13 protein-coding genes and 1 pseudogene are annotated in these 17,900 nt (G+C 53.1%); 7 read left to right on the top strand and 7 right to left on the bottom strand.

Annotated features, from left to right (window positions below; all coding sequences use genetic code 11):
• Positions 1-1,032: 1,032 nt before the first annotated feature.
• Positions 1,033-5,568, bottom strand: coding sequence for a glutamate synthase-related protein (locus JET16_RS28755; RefSeq protein WP_199624582.1), 4,536 nt, complete (start codon positions 5,566-5,568; stop codon positions 1,033-1,035).
• A 381-nt stretch (positions 5,569-5,949) separates the two neighbouring features.
• Positions 5,950-7,254 (bottom strand): glutamate-1-semialdehyde 2,1-aminomutase, encoded by a 1,305-nt coding sequence (locus JET16_RS28750; RefSeq protein WP_199624581.1) that lies wholly within the window; start codon positions 7,252-7,254, stop codon positions 5,950-5,952.
• Between the two features lie 339 nt (positions 7,255-7,593).
• On the opposite strand from JET16_RS28750, the gene JET16_RS28745 reads away from it, so the two are divergent.
• Positions 7,594-8,655, top strand: coding sequence for a Gfo/Idh/MocA family protein (locus tag JET16_RS28745; RefSeq protein WP_199624580.1), 1,062 nt, complete (start codon positions 7,594-7,596; stop codon positions 8,653-8,655).
• Positions 8,656-9,568: 913 nt separating this feature from the next.
• On the opposite strand, the gene JET16_RS28740 is transcribed toward JET16_RS28745, so the two are convergent.
• Complete coding sequence (locus JET16_RS28740) at positions 9,569-10,633, bottom strand: LCP family protein (RefSeq protein WP_199624578.1); 1,065 nt, start codon at positions 10,631-10,633, stop codon at positions 9,569-9,571.
• 120 nt (positions 10,634-10,753) lie between these two features.
• Between JET16_RS28740 and JET16_RS28735 the strand changes: the two genes are divergently transcribed.
• From JET16_RS28735 to bcp, 4 genes are all read left to right on the top strand, one after another.
• Positions 10,754-11,815, top strand: coding sequence for an ABC transporter ATP-binding protein (locus JET16_RS28735; protein ID WP_199624576.1), 1,062 nt, complete (start codon positions 10,754-10,756; stop codon positions 11,813-11,815).
• 2 nt (positions 11,816-11,817) lie between these two features.
• The gene (locus JET16_RS28730; protein WP_199624574.1) at positions 11,818-12,612 is read left to right on the top strand and encodes an ABC transporter permease; all 795 of its coding nucleotides are present in this window, start codon (positions 11,818-11,820) and stop codon (positions 12,610-12,612) included.
• 4 nt (positions 12,613-12,616) lie between these two features.
• Positions 12,617-13,402, top strand: coding sequence for an ABC transporter permease (locus JET16_RS28725; RefSeq protein WP_407673220.1), 786 nt, complete (start codon positions 12,617-12,619; stop codon positions 13,400-13,402).
• 69 nt (positions 13,403-13,471) lie between these two features.
• On the top strand, positions 13,472-13,978 hold the full coding sequence (bcp, locus tag JET16_RS28720) for a thioredoxin-dependent thiol peroxidase (RefSeq protein WP_199624561.1): 507 nt from the start codon (positions 13,472-13,474) through the stop codon (positions 13,976-13,978).
• Positions 13,979-14,626: 648 nt separating this feature from the next.
• Here bcp and JET16_RS30420 read toward each other — a convergent pair.
• Together JET16_RS30420 and JET16_RS28710 are read right to left on the bottom strand one after the other, a co-directional pair.
• Positions 14,627-14,902: a BadF/BadG/BcrA/BcrD ATPase family protein gene (locus tag JET16_RS30420; RefSeq protein WP_325176800.1), complete on the bottom strand. Its 276-nt coding sequence runs from the start codon at positions 14,900-14,902 to the stop codon at positions 14,627-14,629.
• Positions 14,903-14,994: 92 nt separating this feature from the next.
• Complete coding sequence (locus tag JET16_RS28710) at positions 14,995-16,017, bottom strand: NAD-dependent epimerase/dehydratase family protein (RefSeq protein WP_199624560.1); 1,023 nt, start codon at positions 16,015-16,017, stop codon at positions 14,995-14,997.
• 412 nt (positions 16,018-16,429) lie between these two features.
• On the opposite strand from JET16_RS28710, the gene JET16_RS28705 reads away from it, so the two are divergent.
• Positions 16,430-16,849 carry a hypothetical protein gene (locus JET16_RS28705; protein WP_199624558.1) on the top strand — a complete coding sequence of 140 codons (420 nt, stop codon included), beginning with the start codon at positions 16,430-16,432 and terminating at the stop codon, positions 16,847-16,849.
• Positions 16,794-17,189 carry a methyltransferase family protein gene (locus tag JET16_RS28700; RefSeq protein WP_325176799.1) on the top strand — a complete coding sequence of 132 codons (396 nt, stop codon included), beginning with the start codon at positions 16,794-16,796 and terminating at the stop codon, positions 17,187-17,189. Before JET16_RS28705 ends, JET16_RS28700 begins: the two co-directional genes overlap by 56 nt.
• 199 nt (positions 17,190-17,388) lie before the next feature.
• On the opposite strand, the gene tatA is transcribed toward JET16_RS28700, so the two are convergent.
• Both tatA and JET16_RS28690 read right to left on the bottom strand, forming a co-directional pair.
• On the bottom strand, positions 17,389-17,589 hold the full coding sequence (gene tatA, locus JET16_RS28695) for a twin-arginine translocase TatA/TatE family subunit (RefSeq protein WP_199624555.1): 201 nt from the start codon (positions 17,587-17,589) through the stop codon (positions 17,389-17,391).
• 83 nt (positions 17,590-17,672) lie between these two features.
• Positions 17,673-17,900: pseudogene (locus tag JET16_RS28690) on the bottom strand (endonuclease/exonuclease/phosphatase family protein); the annotation flags it as partial.

Raw genomic sequence — 17,900 nt, 5'->3', positions numbered from 1 at the left:
AAGAAGCGGAGTACGCGGCACGCTAGTTCCACAGTGAAACACGGTAGCTCACGAATGAGCCACGTTGTGCCGGAGTGGAACAAGAAGCGGAGTACGCGGCACGCTAGTTCCACAGTGAAACACGGTAGCTCACGAATGAGCCACGTTGTGCCGGAGTGGAACAAGAAGCGGAGTACGCGGCACGCTAGTTCCACAGTGAAACACGGTAGCTCACGAATGAGCCACGTTGTGCCGGAGTGGAACAAGAAGCGGAGTACGCGGCACGCTAGTTCCACAGTGAAACACGGTAGCTCACGAATGAGCCACGTTGTGCCGGAGTGGAACAAGAAGCGGAGTACGCGGCACGCTAGTTCCACAGTGAAACACGGTAGCTCACGAATGAGCCACGTTGTGCCGGAGTGGAACAAGAAGCGGAGTACGCGGCACGCTAGTTCCACAGTGAAACACGGTAGCTCACGAATGAGCCACGTTGTGCCGGAGTGGAACAAGAAGCGGAGTACGCGGCACGCTAGTTCCACAGTGAAACACGGTAGCTCACGAATGAGCCACGTTGTGCCGGAGTGGAACAAGAAGCGGAGTACGCGGCACGCTAGTTCCACAGTGAAACACGGTAGCTCACGAATGAGCCACGTTGTGCCGGAGTGGAACAAGAAGCGGAGTACGCGGCACGCTAGTTCCACAGTGAAACACGGTAGCTCACGAATGAGCCACGTTGTGCCGGAGTGGAACAAGAAGCGGAGTACGCGGCACGCTAGTTCCACAGCGAAACACGTTGGTTCACGAATGAACCGAGTTGTGCCGGAGTGGAACAAGAGGCGGAGTACGCGGCACGCTACCCATCGTCCCGATGGATAATTCTACTTGCTTACACAAACTTCTTGACGCATCCCTGCAGACAAGTTGATAGGGTCCACTTGTCCAATTTTCCCATTGCGATACTGCAATATTGAACAGATTTGTAACTGTAGGTTGACAAAAACAAAAATCCCCTGCAAGCAATTTTGCTGGCAGGGGATTTTCGTATTGAAATCTTTACTCCGTAGCAACCGATTGGTCGGCTTGCATCGTCACAGGGGAGATGCGTACGAAGTTCGCGTCGAGGTTTTCCAGAAGCTTCGACACTTTCGCCGCCGCACCGTCCTGGCCCGATTTCGCCAGTTCGTCGCGGTAGAGCGTGAGCAGCTCGGTCAAATCCGCGCGGCTCTTCTCTCCAAGCTTGGTGATGTTCACCTTCGCGCCCTTCGCGATGCGGCGGATAATCGCCGCTTCGTCGAGACCGAGCTCCGGCTGGATGCGCTGATATACCACTCCGCCGGTCATACCCGCGCAAATCCACGGGCCCGGATCGCCCATGACGACGGCGCGGCCGTTCGTCATGTATTCGAAGGCGAAGCCTTTCAAGTTCGCGCGTCCGGCGATATTGCCAAGCTCGTCGCGAACCGGTCCGCCAAGCTCGCCGCCGAAGATGACGTCTGCGCCGGAAAGCCGTATGCACGCGCGGGAATCGGCGTTGCCTTGAACGATGAACGTTCCCTTCTGCGCACCGTATGCGAACGATTTGCCCACGGAGCCGTTGATGAACTCTTTGTGCTTGCTAGGCGCCTTCAGAATCGCGACTTTACCGCCGAAGGACATCTTTCCGACGCCGTCCTCCGCGCCGCCGTGAACGGTGATGTTCACGCCGCGCGCGTTGAATGCCGCGAGACCGTTACCCGGAACGGAACCGTCCGTCAGTTCGAGGGAGATACCCGGCAATGAATCGTACTTGCCGTTGAAACGGTCGCGTACGCGGTTCGAAGAGAAGCGCGATCCGATAATGCGGGTTTCGGCGCTTACCTTGCTCCAGCGATGATGGATCGGCGCGTCGAAGCTCAAGCTGCTCGGATACATGCCTTCCGCGCCGACAGCGGCGAGCACCGGCTCCGCCGAAGCGACGGCCGCTTCCGCAGCCGCCGACGAAGATGCGATAAATTGCAGCGGCGCCGGTCGGAGAATCGCAGTCAAATCGATTTGGTCAAGGCATGCCACTTGCTGCAGCAAATCCGAACGGCCGACGAGATCTTGGGCGTTCTTGAAGCCGAGCGCAGCGACGACCTCGCGCACTTCTTCGCCGATTCCGGAGAAGAGGCGCACAAGCGAGTCGACCGCAGTATCGTACACGCGAGGCACGAAACGGCGAAGGCCTTTCTCTTCCGCTTCTTCCATGGAGTCGATTTGCGTGGCGATGCCGACGTGACAAGTGTCGAGATGGCAGCCGCGGCAAGTCGTACAACCGATCGCTTGCATCGAGATGGAACCGAATCCGCAGCGGTTCGCGCCGAGCATCATCATCTTTACAACGTCGGCGCCGGATTTCAAGCCGCCGTCCGACCAAATTTCCACTTTGTGGCGCAGACCCGCTTCAATCAGAGCAACGTGCGCAAGCTTCGTGCCGATTTCCGTCGGCAAGCCTACGTGCTGCAGGGAGTGGATACGAGCCGCACCGGTGCCGCCGTCGAAGCCGGACAACGTAATGACGTCCGCGCCAGCCTTCGCGACGCCCACGGCGATCGTGCCGATACCCGGAACAACCGGCACCTTCACGATCACTTTCGCTTGGTGATTGCTTGCTTCTTTTAACTCGCTGATGATTTGCGCGAGATCTTCGATGGAATAGATGTCATGATTGTTCGATGGCGAAATCAAGTCGGAGCCGATGGTGGCGTTCCTCGCTTCCGCGATCTTCGCCGTAACCTTCGAGCCCGGCAGGTGACCGCCTTCGCCCGGCTTCGCGCCTTGGCCGATCTTGATTTCAAGGAACGCAACCGCGTTCGCAAGCTCGACGTTGACGCCGAAACGTCCGGACGCCACCTGAGCGCCGCGTGTCCGCTTATAGCGGCCTAGCATATCTTTAATTTCTCCGCCCTCGCCGTTCATCGTCACCATGTTCAAGCGCTCGCCGGCTTCCGCATAGGCGCGGAACGCGGTTTCGTTCTGCGAGCCGAACGACATGGACGAAATGAGCATCGGCAAGTCGTGATCGCCTACGGAGATGTCGACGTCGGATGGGCTCAGAGATTTCCGGCCCTCGGACAACGACTTGTCGTAGTTGAAGTCGGCCACGTGGCGAATGGAGATCGGATTTCTCTTCTCTTCTTCGCGAAGCTTGTCGCGGTAATCCGAATACGGCGCCGTGCCGGCGGCCGCTTCGTTCAACGCTTTCCACATGCGCTGGAAGAAGTGGAAGTTCTTCGCCGCTTTCGCCTTCGGGTTATTGTTATAGTCCTCGTAACGGGCTTCGGCGTCCTTTTCCAGCTTGTCAAATCCTGTACCGCCCGTTTCGCTGCCTAAATAGTTAACGATATCGAGCACTTCCGCCACTTCGGGATGCAGCCCGATGGAGGAGAAGAACCGCGTATAGCCGCGCACTTCATGCGTTCCGATGGTGGAGATGACTTTCTCCAACCCTTTCTGCAGGGCGACGAACACTTTCTGCGCGGTTTCCGCGCCGTTCTTCGCCGCTGCCGTAGCGAACAGGGCGTACGGGGAAATGAGATCAGCGCCCAAGCCGCATGCAACCGCGATGTCGTGCAGGCTGCGGACACCCGCGGAGCGAAGCACGATGCTCGCTTGGCGGCGAAGGTTGTCGCCGTCTCCAAGCGTTATGGACTTCAAAGCGATATCGACGCGGGAAACCGCAAGGTGCGGATCCATCCACAGCTTGTCGCCGCTGTTCGCTTCCGAGTCGTCGAGCACAACGAGAGTAGCGCCTCCGCGAACGGCGGCAATAGCTTGCTCCGCGAGAGCGTCCAACGACGCTTTGAGAGACGCGCCGCGCGCGAACGAAACCGGCAGTACGGCAACAGTTCCTTCACCGGACGCTTTGAACGCCGCGATGACTTGCTCGAGCGACGGTTGTCCGATCGCTTCCAGGGAGCCGGCTCCGTTCGAGCCTTCCAGGATCATCGGCGCAGGCAGCTCCATGCGCAGCCGCCCGTCCACTACGCCGTAAATCGTCGCGCGGGGACCGAGCACGGTGCGCGTGGAGAAATGCTCCTGCTCGCGGTCGCGGTCGATCGCAGGGTTCGTTACGACGGCGACGCTTTCTTTAATGAAGTCGGCGATGTTTTGGCGTTCCCAATGAATCGCGGCAAGCGGACCGTCGTGACCGAGCGAACGGATCGGCTCGGCGCCGGTTTCAGCCATCGATTCGATCATTTGGATGCCTTCGCGGTCCCAACCTGCTGCAGAATAGAGAGCGTCCGTCACTTCAACGTCGGCATTGGGGGCAGCCGCCGGGAATTCGTTCTGATAGAACAGGTGCTTGCGCATGCCCGAGAAATCGGCACGGCTATTCGCCCGTTCAAGGACGACCGATTGCAACCGCTCGTAAGGAATCACTTGAATGTGCTCGCCGCGCGTCAACACGACGCCGATCTTCTCACCAGGTGCGATCGACTTCGGATCGGCAACCATTTCGCCGACCGTAATGATGCCTTGCTCGGACGAGAAGTAAAGGGACGTTTCGCTTTCCACCATCCACAACGGACGCAGGCCGAGCGCGTCGACGCTGAATACGCATTCGTTGCCGTAGCGCGAAACGATGCCTGCCGGTCCTTGCGCATAATGGCCCCAAATTTGGCGATAGTAAACATATAAGTCCTGAAGCTCGGGGCGGAAGCCCTTCATTTCGTTATGAATCGGAGGGAATACGAGTTCCATCGCTTCGAACAACGAAAATCCGAATCGATGAATGAACGTTTCGATCGTCCGGTTCATGTCCTGCGAGTCGCTGCCTCCGTCAACGAGCGGCACTCCGATCATTTCCGCTTCGTAGCGCATCTTCTTGATCGTGTTGATCTCGCCGTTATGGCCGAGCAAGGAGAACGGCTGCACGCGGAAGAAGTTCGACAACGTGTTGGTCGAATAACGGTTGTGGCCGATCGTCACCTGCGCCGCAAACGCGCTGTCTTGCGTATCCTTGAAATATTTCGGCAAAATGCTCGCCGATCCCATCACTTTATACGCCGCGGTCACATTGCTTAAAGAAGCGACATGCACGTTGTACTTGCTTTCGATGGCAATGTGCAGCTCAAAAAGATGATCGGCGATGTTCACGCCTTCCTTCCCGCAAAGACCGGCCACCTGCCAGAACGTCGGCTCGTCGTTACGGCCGTTCGGGCCGAGAGCGGAGCTGTTCACCCCGTCTTCTTGTTCGAGCACGATCGTTACACCGTATTGATTGAATAACTCCCGCATACCCGCCTGCATATCCGCAACCGACAAGTCCAATTTGCGAGGCACAAAAATATGAGCGACGGAGAAACGTTCGTCATACGCCAATTGGCCGTCCATGCCGGCTTTCTCCAGTTTCTTCTGCCACAACGCGCGGGGAATATCGGTCAATATGCCGCAACCGTCGCCTTCGCCGTCTATAAACCCGGAGCGGTGCTCCATCTTTACGAGGGCGTCGATTGTTTTTTGCACATTATCTCTGGACGGATGTCCGTTCTTCTCGATAATGCAAATAATTCCGCAGCTGTCGTGCTCTTGTGTCAATAGGTTTTGAAATAAACCTTCATTCTTCATCGCTTGATTCATGCGAACGGTCAGAAGTCTGACCCTCACCTCCTATAAAATTGAAATGGGGGTGCATAAATATGCAAATGCGCTGAATAGAAGCGCTTGTTTGGCGGGAAGTTACATTGCAACATTGTGAAAGTCGATTCACGGTAACGGCGGGGCGGCAGACGAAAAACGCGAAGGAGGCGCATGGAAAATCACGGAGGAAGCCGCGAAAATTGAAGGCAAATCGGATACATACGCCGGTAGGTAAAAGTACATATAGGATAACATGAAAATGACATGCCGACAATAAACAAATGCTCTCAAATAGCGATGTAAGCGTTTTTACAATGCATAAAATTATTTATAGGAGTGAATAATGATTTTTTTTCACTAATTAACGCCTTAAAGTGCCGAATAGGCATTTTTCGCAGCCTCCAGCGTGAAATCGATGTCTTCCTCCGTGTGCGCGGTCGTTAGGAACCAAGCCTCGTATTTGGAAGGGGCAAGGCAAACACCTTGACGAAGCATCGACCGGAAGAAGCGGGCGAACCGTTCGCTGTCCGCGGCTTGCGCCTCTTCGTAGTTGGTGACCGCGTGATCGCAGAAATGCGTCGAGAACGCTCCGCGAATCCGGTTTACCGTGAGCGGAACGCCCCGTGCGGCGGCGGATTCCGACAGGCCGACGGCAAGAGCGGCTGAGAGCGTGTCAAGGCGATCGTAGATGCCGGGTCGCCGGAGCTCGGTGATGCAGGCGATGCCTGCGGAAACGGACAACGGGTTGCCTGCGTGAGTGCCCGCTTGATAAGCGGGGCCGAGCGGGGCAACCTGCTCCATGATATCCGCCCGCCCGCCGTAAGCGCCGATCGGGAGGCCGCCTCCGATGATTTTGCCGAGCGCCGTCAAGTCCGGCTGAATGAGCGAGACGTCACCGGCAGGCTCGAAAGTCGATGCCGCGCCCCAGTGAAAGCGGAACGCCGTTATCACTTCGTCGTAGATAACTAGCGCGCCGGCGCTGCGGGCCATTCGGCATAAACCTTCGAGGAATCCGGGTTTAGGCGGCACAATGCCGAAGTTGCCGACAATCGGCTCGACCATAACCGCGGCAGTCTCCGGCCCCCAACGCTCGAGCGCCGCTTGCAATGCCGGCAGGTCGTTGAACGGAACCGTGATGACGGATTCCGCAATGCCTTGCGGTATTCCCGCGCTGTCCGGCACCCCGAGGGTTGACGGTCCCGAACCTGCAGCGACGAGCACCAAATCCGAATGGCCGTGATAGCATCCGGCGAACTTGATAACTTTGGTGCGTCCGGTATAGGCTCTGGCCACCCGAATCGTCGTCATGACGGCTTCCGTGCCGGAATTGACGAACCGGACCTTATCGAGTGACGGAATAGCCTCCTTCAACAGTTTGGCAAATTGTATTTCCAGCTCGGTCGGCGTTCCGTATAATATTCCGTTCTCCGCGGCTTGCCGAATGGCTTCCGTCACTGCGGGGTGAGCGTGACCGAGAATAATCGGACCGTATGCGGCAAGATAATCGACGTACCGGTTGCCGTCCGCATCCCAAAAGTATGCGCCTTGCCCGCGCTTCATGAATACCGGCGCACCGCCGCCGACCGCTTTGAACGAGCGGGAAGGAGAATTCACTCCGCCAACTATATGCTGAAGAGCTTCTTGATACAGTCGCTGTGAGTTGTTCGTGTTCATTTTTGAAAAGCTGCCTCCACTCTAGAAGTACATAAGAAATTATGTAATTATACTATTATAACTCTAGAATATATAAGTTTGCACAATAAGTCATTTTGAGGTACTTATTTCTTGCGATTTATCAAGCTCGCGGCAACATAGGGGATTCTAAGGTACTTATTTCAGTGGAAAAGGAGCAGATTACACGTCGATGCGACTAAATAAGTACCCGAAAGTGCCTTATGCTGATTTTTGGCCAGGGACCATTTAGCAAATAAGTATTGCAAAATGCCTTATCGCTGATGGGGAATATTCTGAAAGTCGCAGCGGGATTTCTTGAAATAAGGAGGAGTCGGCAACATGTCAAAGTTACATATCGGCATCATCGGGGCAGGCTCAATTTCGGACGTTCATCTTGACGCTTACGCGAAAAATCAGGAAGCTGTGATTTACGCGGTTTGTGATTTAAATGAAGCGAGGGCGGAAGTGAAGGCTAAAAAATACGGCGCCGAGAAGGTGTATACGGATTACCGGAAACTGCTGGCTGACCCGAAGATCGATGCTGTAAGCATCTGCACATGGAACAACTCCCATGCGGAAATCAGCATCGCCGCCGTGGAAGCGGGCAAGCATGTGCTTGTGGAGAAACCGCTTTGCAAGACGGTGGAGGAGGCCGAACGCGTACAACAAGCCGTAAGAAAGAGCGGGAAGGTGCTGCAAGTCGGCTTCGTAAGAAGGTACGCTTCCAATACGAATGTGTTGAAACGGTTCATCGATGCGGGTGATTTGGGCGAAATTTATTACGCAAAGGCGTCCTGCTTGCGCAGGCTGGGCAATCCGGGCGGATGGTTCTCGGATAAAGAGCGCTCCGGCGGCGGGCCCCTTATCGATCTTGGCGTGCACGTTATCGATTTGTGTTGGTATTTGATGGGGAAGCCGAAAGTGAAGTCGGTAAGCGGGAACACGTACCGTCAGTTGGGCAACCGCTCGAATATCGAAAACTTGTCATTCTATAAAGCCGCCGATTACGATGCAAGCAAAAATTCGGTGGAGGACCTCGCCAACGCGCTGATCCGTTTCGAGAACGGAGCCTCGCTAATGGTGGATGTCAGCTTCACGCTTCACGCCAAGAAGGATGAAATATCCGTCAAAGTTTACGGCGAGAAGGGCGGGGCGGAAATCGAACCCGAGCTGTTCATCGTCTCCGAGAAGCACGATACGATTTTGAACGTTGCCCCTCAGGTCGATCATCCTTCGTTTGATTTTGCAGGCGGGTTCCAAAATGAGATCGACTTCTTCGTCGACAGCTGTTTCGGCCGGAAAGAAACGCTCAGCCCGGTGGAGGACGGCCTGGAGATGATGAAGATTCTGTGCGGCATATACGAATCCGCCGAGAAGGGCTGCGAGATCCGGTTCGATTAATTGTGGACATTTGATATTCAGATCTTGGCGACCTTTCATGAGTCCAGAGTTGCGGGCAATCCAGCCGCGAAGCCTTCTAACCGGAGAAACTCCGGTTACGGATCCGAAAATCGTAGCAGCGAAGCCCTCTAACCGGAGTAACTCCGGTTACGAACGCTTAAATCGCAGTCGCGAAGCCCTCTAACCGGAGAAACTCCGGTTACGGATGCGAAAATCGTAGCAGCGAAGCCCTCTAACCGGAGAAACTCCGGTTACGGATGTGAAAATCGCAGCAGCGAAGCCTTCTAACCGGAGAAACTCCGGTTACGGATACGAAAATCGCAGTCGCGAAGCCCTCTAACCGGAGAAACTCCGGTTACGGATGCGAAAATCGTAGCAGCGAAGCCCTCTAACCGGAGAAACTCCGGTTACGGATGTGAAAATCGCAGCAGCGAAGCCTTCTAACCGGAGAAACTCCGGTTACGGATACGAAAATCGCAGTCGCGAAGCCCTCTAACCGGAGAAACTCCGGTTACGGATGCGAAAATCGTAGCAGCGAAGCCCTCTAACCGGAGAAACTCCGGTTACGGATGTGAAAATCGCAGCAGCGAAGCCTTCTAACCGGAGAAACTCCGGTTACGGATACGAAAATCGCAGTCACGAGGCCCTCTAACCGGAGAAACTCCGGTTACGGATGCGAAAATCGTAGCAGCGAAGCCCTCTAACCGGAGAAACTCCGGTTACGGATGCGAACATCGTAGCAGCGAAGCCCTCTAACCGGAGAAACTCCGGTTACGGATGCGAACATCGTAGCAGCGAAGCCCTCTAACCGGAGAAACTCCGGTTACGGATCCGAAGTAAATCGATATTGAAGTCACTTCCCTTCACACGCCATCACAAGCACCAAAACAAACAAAAAAAGGCGGCAGGGTACCTACCCCTGACCACCTTTCGCTGTACTATCTTGCGAGTGCGCTTCCGCACCCGCCGCGCTGGAGGAACCGCCCGAATCCGCCGCATTCGCGGGATCCGGCGTCTCCGGCACACGAGTGAACTCTTCTTGAATGAATTCCCGCAGCCGGTCGTCGTCCACGTCCAACACGGACGCGCCTCCGCGCTGCACCTCCCGCAGCAAGTTCGACGGCGGAATTTGCACGCCCGCTACCTGCTGCGCCTTCGCCTCAAATCCAAGCGAGGCGAGCTTCACCATCTCCGTCACCGTCATGTTACTCTCGATGTACGGGTCGATGGCTCTTAATATGTTCGGCAGACGCACCAGCGAATACGTCGATTGCATCTTCTGCGCGACAGCCGTCAAAAATTTCCGCTGCCGTTCCGTCCGCGAAAAATCGCTCAACGCGTCGTGCCGGAAACGCACATACGCTAACGCCGTCTTTCCGTCCATATGCTGGAATCCTTTTTTCAGATGAATGTCGTATTCGGGCCCGTCCGCGCGGCTCGTGTAATTCATGTCCTTCTCGACTTCGAAATCGATGCCGCCGATCTCGTCGATCAGCTTTACGAAGCCTTCGAAATCGGTGTACACATAATACTGGATGTCGAGGCCCATCAGCTCGCCGACGGTCTTCATCGCAAGCCTCGGACCGCCGAGCACGATCGCCGAATTGACCCGGTCCGACCCGTGTCCCGGGATTTTCACGTACGTGTCGCGAAGAACCGAGAACAGATGCGCCTTCTTCGTCACGGGATCGATCGAAGCGACCATGATCGTGTCCGACCGCGGAATTTCATTCTCTTCCAAACCGCGGGAATCGCCGCCAAGCAGCAAAATATTGACGCGCTCCGTTCCTTCCCACTTAGGAGGCGGATAATTGACGGTATCGGCGGCACCCGCGCCGCCAGAACCTGGATCAAACTTCTTGAACCGGGAATCGTCGGGATGATCGTTGGCAAAATCGTAAAATGAATACCCATAATAGCCGACGACGCCGACTGCAAGGACGACCAGCGCCAGCATCGCCGTTTTTAACCTGAACATGGTAACTTTCCTCCGATAGGGGGTGATGGTATCATTATCATCAGACTATCCGTTTATTATAAGGGCAATGGTTAACGGCATCAAGAAAAGCAACGATTTTTTTTCGGGGAGGAAGCTGAAATGCTTGCAATAAATGTTGAGCGTCTGCGCAAAGAGTTTACCGTGCCAAAGAGCCGAGAGGGGCTGAAAGGCGCGTTTCGCGATCTGTTCAACCGCGAATACCGCCACGTGACGGCAGTGAACGACATTACGTTTCAAATTCCGAAAGGAGAAATTTGCGGTTACATAGGCGAAAACGGCGCCGGCAAATCGACAACGATCAAAATGCTGACAGGCATCCTCGTCCCGACGTCGGGCAGCATCGAAGTGAACGGTTATATACCCTTTAAAGAGAGGGAAACGTTCGTCCGGGGCATCGGCGTCGTCTTCGGGCAGCGCAGCCAGCTTTGGTGGGATATCGGCGTCATCGAGTCGTTCAATCTGCTGAGGAAAGTGTACCGCGTTTCAGAAGCCGACTACAGGGAGCGGCTGGATGAGCTCGTAGAGCGCTTGCAGCTCCAAGACTTGTTGAACCGGCCCGTCCGCAAGCTGTCGCTCGGGCAACGGATGCGCTGCGAGCTCGCCGCCGCGCTCATTCATAATCCTTCCATCCTGTTCCTCGACGAGCCTACGATCGGTCTGGACATCGTGGTGAAGACGGAGATCCGCGAGTTTCTGAAGACGCTAAACGAAAGATACGGCACGACGATCCTGCTCACCACGCACGATTTGCAGGATATCGAGGCGCTATGCTCCCGCGTCATTATGCTCGACGACGGTAACATCATATACGACGGCGGACTGCAGGAGCTGAAGGACACATGGGGCCGCGGCAAGGAAATCGCATTCCAATTCGGAGAGGCGATGAGCGCCGCGAGGCTTGAGCAATTAACCGAAGGGCTGGACGTCGCGTGGACAACGGAGAACGAATATGAAGCGAAGGCGCATTTGCCCCGAGGAGCGAACGTATCCGATACGCTCGCCCGAATCGTTGGCGCGGTGAACATCCGCGATATCAAGATATTTGAAACGAACACCGACGAAATCGTGCGTGAAATTTATAAAACCGGTTCTGCGGAGAAAAAGGTTGCGGCGGAAGCGGACGGCGAGCGGGAACCGGCGGCGCAAGGGGCGGGGGCGTAACGATGGCTTCGGCTTATTTGGAACTTATTCGCATTCGATTTCTCATGATGCTTGCCTATCGGGTCAACTACTACAGCGGAATTGCGATTTACGCGATCAATATCGGCGCTTATTATTTCGTGTGGAACGCCATTTATGCCGGCAAACCGGAGCTCGGCGGATTCACCGCGGCGCAGATGTCGACTTATATCGCGGTAGCTTGGATGGCTCGGGCGTTCTATTTCAACAACCTCGACCGCGAGATTTCGAACGAAATTCGCGACGGCAGCGTCGCAATACAATTTATTCGTCCTTACCAATATATTGTGGTGAAGATGATGCAGGGGTTGGGCGAAGGGATCTTCCGCTTGCTTATGTTCTCCACCCCCGGCATGATTATCGCTTCGCTGCTGTTTCCCGTGACGCTTCCGAAGGACGTGCCGTTATGGGGGTTGTTTATGGTGATGCTGCTGTTTAGCTTCCTTATTAATTCGCAGATCAATATATTGATCGGACTTGCGGCTTTCTTCATCGAAAGTAGCGAGGGGCTCATGCGGATGAAGCGGGTGGCCGTCGACTTGTTTTCCGGGCTGATCATCCCGTTGTCCTTCTTCCCCGGTTGGGCGGAGAGGACGCTGGAGTGGCTGCCTTTCCAAGCGATCACGTATTTGCCGTCGTCGGTATTCACCGGCAGGGTGACGGGAGAAGCCGCCATCCAAGCGTTAGGCGTGCAAGTAATTTGGTTCCTTGTATTGATCGGGCCGATGATGTGGCTGTGGATTCGGGCGCGGCAGCGGCTGTTTGTTCAGGGAGGTTGATTTGATGTATACGCTGGGCATTTTTATCGATTATTTTAAGACCTATTTGAAGACGCGGCTCGAATACCGGTCAAATTTCTGGGTGGAAATGTTTTCGGATCTGTTGTTCCTCACGATGAATTTGCTGTTTATTGTCGTTATTTTTCAGCATACGGACGAACTTGGCGGATGGACGAGGGAACAAATTATATTCGTGTACGGGTATTTCATGGTGCCATGGGGCGTGTTTGCGGCCGTTTTCAACTTATGGGGGTTCACGGAGCGTTATATCGTCAAGGGAGAAATGGACCGCGTGTTGACGAGGCCTTTTCATAATTTAGCGCAACTGCTGCTCGAGAACATGGATCCTTCGTCGTTGTCGAGCGCCGTAATCGGATTCGCCATCATGGCGTACAGTTGGCCGTCGCTTGGGGTGGAACTGGACTGGTGGGACCCGCTCGTGTTTGTGCTGCTTGTGCTCGGATCGGTGGCGATTTACGGAGGCATCTACATCGCTCTCACGTCGTTATCGTTCTTCACGGATGCGCCGACGGGAATATTGCCGCTTATGTGGAACATTCAAAGCTACGGGCGGTATCCGATCAACATTTACAATAAAATTTTGCAATTCGTGTTGAAGTGGATCATCCCGTTCGCCTTTGTCGGCTTCTATCCGGCTGCTTTCTTCCTCGAAGCGGAGGCGCTTCAATGGATGGCGCTGTTGACGCCCGTAGTCGGGGCGGTGTTCCTCACGCTTGGCGTGATGCTTTGGAATTACGGCGTCCGCCGGTACCGCGGGGCGGGGTCGTAGATAAGTGTGGAATATTGTCCATACTAACTACATGGGGACTTTTGACATCTTAGAGGGGGTTGACGGGAAATGCCTAAGGCAAAGGTAAAAGTGAAAATAGGGCGGGTCGTGCCGGATTTCACGCTGCCCGCCTCGGACGGGACGGATTTCACGCTTAGTGATCACCGCGGCAAGAAGGTCGTCATCTACTTCTACCCGCAGGACATGACGCCGACGTGCACGGAACAATCTTGTTTGTTTCGGGATTACAACGCCGAGTTCGCGAAGCATAACGCTTTGATTGTCGGCATCTCGCCCGACGACGTGAAGTCGCACGGCAAGTTTATTGCCAAGTACGAGCTTCCATTCTTGCTGTTGGCAGACACAGAGCGGAAAGTTTGCGAGTTGTTCGGAGTGTGGGCGTTGAAGAAAATGTTCGGCAGAGAGTACATGGGCGTCGAGCGCTCCACATTCCTTATCGACGAGGAAGGGCGGTTGGTTAGGGAGTGGCGGAAGGTGAGGCTGAAAGGGCATATCGAGCAGGTACTGGAAGCGGTGAAGGGTAGTGCGCCGGGACGGGTGTCTGCGCGCAGGTGATTCGGCGGCGGTCACGTCCGTGCGCCGGCACGCAGGTGATCTGCCGGCGCTCGTACCCGGCCTAGGCGATTGCAGTTGTCACCCGGCGCTCGGCGCGAGCGATTTTAGCGGAAGTGCAAGGCCTTATTTGGCATATTCGGGTTTGTCGTCGAAAATAGCGGAACTACAGGGTCGTATTGGCGGAATTCCGGGGAGTTTTCTCTGAATTCACTCAAATTAAGGACTCCAGTTCCGCTATTTTTTTGACGGTGGTGATTTTCGGTCAAATAAGAGCTTGTAGTTCCCTTATGTTCAAGTGCAGGTTTCGGATAATGTCTTCGTCGATCGAAATATTCATTCGAGTCATCGCCAACAATATCGCCCCTGCGACAGGGGGGAGCTTTGGTTCAACCACGTTATAGCGCCTATTATTCCCCAAGTTGTTCGCTTAGATGCTTATGGAAATAAGGACTGTTGATCACGCTGCCAATAAACGTCACATCTACAGTTTCGCTTGAAAAGGAGTGGGCCAGGAGCTCAATGCCGACTTTGATCTGAGTTATGGCCCGGTCACAAACCCGTGCAGCAACCGAACTCCCTTGTACCGCAGCCTCCGTCACAGACGGTGCAAACTCGCCGAATATTTTGTCGCGAATCTGACGGTCTTCCTCAGCAAGATATTCCGGGAACGTCGGTCAAAGGTTTAATCCAATCCAGATCGGATGGCGCATCGTATCCGGCAATTCCGGCTACAATTCCTTGGACCTGATCGTAACATTTGCCTGCCTTCTCTATCGCTTCTACGATAGCGTCTTGTACATTTTGTTTGGCAGATGAGTCTTTGTAAATGGACGCGGGACCTTTTTCCGCATAGGCAAGCACGTTTCCGGACAGATCGCTGACCACTACGCGAGTACTGGTACCTCCGCCGTCTATCCCGATCACAATATCATCCGATTTCTTGACGAGACACCTCTATTTCCTCTTCATTTTCTTGAATTATACTTTAATTTGCGAGAAATTCTAATTTATGTGCGCTACGACAGTTGCAGTTCGCGAATGATTTGATCCTCCTTGGCATAATCAAATGTTTCGCTCGGTTTGTTCGCGAGTTCCCATTCTATAGTGGCTTTTAATCCATCCTTAAACGGAACCATTTCAGAAAAACCCAATTCTTCGCGAATGAGTCTCGAATCAACAAGCATTTGTTGTTCCATTTCAAGCGGCATCGTCATGTCTACGGGCAGACGTCCTTCGGGGGCAACAATAATTTGTCCCTTCCAATTCTGGAGGCTCCCAATCTCATGAATAAAGTCAAGCATTGAACGGGATTGCGGATCGCCTACGTTATAAATGCGTCCGATTGATCTTGGATTTGTCATGGCTAATGCGATGGCATAGGCTACATTTTCTACATAACTATGAGTCCAAACCCAATTGGAGAATTTTTCATCAATCAAGATAAAAGGCCGTTGATCGCTGATATGCTTCAATTTAAGGTATTTACATAGTCTGTGTTGCTGATCGTTAGGCCCGTATACCGCCGGCAGGCGCAATATCGTTCCCTGAATATGAGGGGAGTTCATTACGATATCTTCAACCAATATTTTGTCGTACTTGTTGCACCAATCATTTGGGTCTTTGGAGGGGTCTTGATACGGGAACCGGTTTACTCTCAAAGAAGAAGCTTCGGTTATTGGCACAGGCTCTAACGGTCCGTTTTCCGCTTTCGTCACAATGCCAAAAGCACGGTATACATCTTGACTGCTGATGGTGATTAGACGATCGGTGATTCCTTTAAGAGTGTGTATGACCATCCTGGAATCATCTTCAGTGAACGCAATCAGATCAACGACAACATCCGGCGATAATTTCTTAAAATCGTCCTTAAACTGCTCCAAGTGTTTCTTGTCACCGTAGATGTGCTGCACATTTGGGGGCAGTTCACATGTTGTCTGTCCGCGATGGAACAGTGTGATATCATGATGACCCATTTCAGTCAGTTGTTTGACAACATGTGGGCCGATAAATTTTGTTCCTCCGATAATCAGAACTCTCATATTCCGCTCTCCACGCTTTCCATTACACCAAATTTTTTCCTTCAAGTAAGTAACGTGAAATTCGGCTTAAAAGATACGGCCTATTATTTTCGGCAGAAGGCACGATCATACGATTACATGGAAATGTGCATGATCGATTCCTTGATTTGAAACTATGCCAACATTGGGGGGGACAAGGGGGCTTTTCTTTCGGAAAGCAAAAGCCCCTTCCGTATTTCAAGCAGTTCGGCGGTCATTACAAAATCGGCTTTTTAGTAACGGCGCTGAAGAACAAATTGACCCTTCGAGAAAAGGGGACTTGGCACTGAGTCACGAATATGCTATATGTCCTAAAGTTTACTTGAAGCGGTTATAAACTACCGTTCAGAATTTAATTTCTTGTCATTTGGATGAAAGGGGTAAAAGTTTGTTTATGAAAGAAACTCTGGTAAAAGCACGTGAGTTCATCCTTACTCATGCCCGATTATTGGAACGCAGACTTTTTGAGGTTCATTTTGAAGGCGCATCTCCCGTTTCTGTGGGTCATGTTGTACGTGCTTACCAAAATTCTGATGGCGGGCTGGGCCATGCATTAGAACCCGATGTTCGTTGTCCGGAAAGTCAACCGCTGTTTATTTCTTTTGGCCTTGGAGCATTGCAGGAGGCTGGATATCGTGACGTTGAACTTGCGACTTCTATATGCAACTTTCTTCAATCCATATCAGTCCGTGAAGGAAAGTACGAACCGGAAATTGTACCTATTGCCGCCGATACTATTCCTTATATGTCTGTTTGGGATGATGCTTTTACAGAAGCTATGGCCGATTCATTTTTTGCTGCGACCACCCTATAGTTTCCTGGGTTTGCCTTTGGTGATTACCGGACTCACGGTAACGATGTGGGGGTCGGGAAAGTTTCGAAGCGTTCAAACCAATATTCATACATTTAAGGAACCTGATAAGCTTGTCGTAGATGGATTATACAGGTACAGCAGAAACCCGATGTATCTCGGATTTGCGATTTCATTGCTCGGTGTATGCTTCATGTTGGGAGCCGCTTCGCCGTTTATTATCTTGGCCCTATTCGTTGCTGTAACGGACCGATGGTATATTGAGTTTGAAGAAAAAATGCTGCAAAAAAAGTTTGGCGTTGACTACGAGAATTATAAATCGGCTGTGAGAAGATGGATCTGAGGTAGCGGACGTGCGCCGGCAATAGCGGAAGTACAGGGCTATAATCACCCGCGCTTCCTTCCTGATGGAAAAGGGCACGCCCGGTTTGAAGCAAATTGACGCGCTGGTGACGATGCCTTAATGTTTACCGATATGATAGAAGCAGATCCTGCATCAGGATCTGCTTTTTTCCATTTTCCGCGGATTTTTGAAGGTTTACTTATTGTCCGCGGACAGGTGCGCCTTGCTGTTTGTCGGACTTGTCTTCTTCCTTGTCTCCGCCCGACACCAACTCGCGGCTAGCCGATTTGAATTCACTTAGCGTGCGTCCGAATGCGCGGCCGAGATCGGGTAGTTTGGATGGACCGAAAATAATGAGAGCGATGATCAAGACTAAGATTAAGCCAGTTCCAAATGGCATAATATCATAACTACCCATTAAATAATGGCAATCAATAGTATTATCCGGTATTACCTATTTCGGCTCGCATAATTTTGGAACAGTCATTTTCTTGTCAGCGTAAGTTCGGCCGTAATCGGCAAGTGATCGGAAGCATCCGTTGTAATGACTTCCGCGGATTGAATCTTTACATCTTTGGAAGTGAAAACATAGTCGATGCGACGATCTGCTATAGGAGCTGACGGATACGTATAGTCCTCATTTTGACCGAGTTCGGCGAATACATCCTTATATTGCGCGGTCATCTTCAAAATTTCCGCTTTTTCGGGAGT

Source organism: Paenibacillus alkalitolerans (genome assembly GCF_016482785.1).
GTDB classification, from domain to species: domain Bacteria; phylum Bacillota; class Bacilli; order Paenibacillales; family YIM-B00363; genus Paenibacillus_AE; species Paenibacillus_AE alkalitolerans.
The sequence above is the reverse complement of the archived record's forward strand: the minus strand, read 5'-3'. Positions and strand labels throughout refer to the sequence as shown.